At 63.9% G+C, this 1,541-nt stretch carries 1 protein-coding gene; it reads left to right on the forward strand.

Features of this window, described 5'->3' with window-relative positions:
- The first annotated feature begins 54 nt into the window (after positions 1 to 54).
- Positions 55 to 1,425, forward strand: a complete 1,371-nt coding sequence (locus FJ548_RS29675) for an IS1182 family transposase (protein WP_140700126.1) — start codon at positions 55 to 57, stop codon at positions 1,423 to 1,425.
- Positions 1,426 to 1,541: the final 116 nt, after the last annotated feature.

Here is a 1,541-nt window from a genome sequence, read left to right on the forward strand (position 1 = left end):
TCAGACTGCTGACAAACCCCTGGCATTTGCCGGGGGTTTTTGATTCACTGGGTCATGTTGAAGCGACCCGCCCCTGAACAGACCGCGCTCGAGATGGTGACGTTGGATCAGCTGGTTCCGGCTGACCACCTGTTGCGCAAGATCGATCGCGCGATCGACTTTTCCTTCATCCACGATCTGACAGCGCCGCTCTACTGCGCCGACAATGGCCGACCGCCGCTCGATCCGACCTTGATGTTCAAGGCGCTGTTCATCGGCTACCTGTTCGGCGTGCGCTCGGAGCGGCAGCTGGTGCGCGAGATCGAGGTCAATGTCGCCTACCGCTGGTTTTTGCGGCTGAAGCTGACGGACAAGGTGTTCGACGCCTCGACGCTGTCGCAGAACCGGCGCCGGCGCTACCAGGACGAGACGATCGCGCAGGCGATCTTCGACCGCATCGTCGAGCAGGCGATCCGGGCGGGGCTGGTGGACGGGACGGTGCTCTACACCGACAGCACGCATCTGAAGGCCAATGCCAACAAGGGCAAATACGACCTTGCCCTGGTCGCCAAGTCGCGGGCCGACTACTGGAGCGAACTCGACCGCGCCATCGAGGTGGAGCGGGCGCTGCATGGCCAAAAGCCGCTGAAGCAGAAGCAGCGCAAGCCGCCCGAGAAGCAGACCAAGGTCAGCCGTGCCGATCCGGAGGCCGGCTACATGGTGCGCGAGGGCAAGCCGAAGGGCTTCTTCTATCTCGATCACCGCACGGTGGATGGCCGTTGCGGCATCATCACCGACACGTTCGCCACGCCGGCCAACGTGCATGACTCGATCGTCTATCTCGGCCGGCTCGACCGCCAGGTGGAGCGCTTCGGCTTCAATGTGGCGGCTGCGGGGCTGGATGCCGGCTACGCCACACCGGGCATCGCCAAGGGGCTGGAGGACAGGACGATCAGGGGCGTCACCGGCTATCGCAACCCGACCCCGCCCAAGCCCGGCATGATGAGGAAGAGCGCCTTCGTCTATGAGCCGGATGCGGACGGCTATCGTTGCCCGCAGGGCCAGTTGCTTGCCTATGCCACAACCGACCGCAGCGGCTACCGGCATTACAGGAGCGATCCGGCGATCTGCCGCGACTGTCCGCTGTTGGCCTCCTGCACCTCAAACGCCAAGGCCGAACGCACCATCACGCGCCATGTCTGGCAGGACGCCCGCGAGCGGGTCGACGCCAATCGCTCGACCGCATGGGGCAAGGCCATCTACCGGCGCCGCAAGGAGACGGTCGAGCGGTCTTTCGCCGACGCCAAGCAGCTCTTCGGCCACCGCTATGCCCGCTTCCGAGGGCGAACCGGCGTCGCCTGCCAGTGCCTGATCGCCGCCGCCACCCAGAACATGAAAAAGATCGCAATCAGCCTCTGGCCAAGCCCAAAACCAGCACCCGCCTGAGGCCAGATGCGCAGCGCCAGCCTCCTGACATCTTCTCCTGACACCAATTTACAAAGCTCAATCAACGCGCAAAACAAAACCCCGCCGAAAATCGACGGGGTTCGTCAGCAGTCTGA

It is taken from the genome of Mesorhizobium sp. B2-4-17, from assembly GCF_006441275.1.
Classification (GTDB): Bacteria; Pseudomonadota; Alphaproteobacteria; order Rhizobiales; family Rhizobiaceae; genus Mesorhizobium.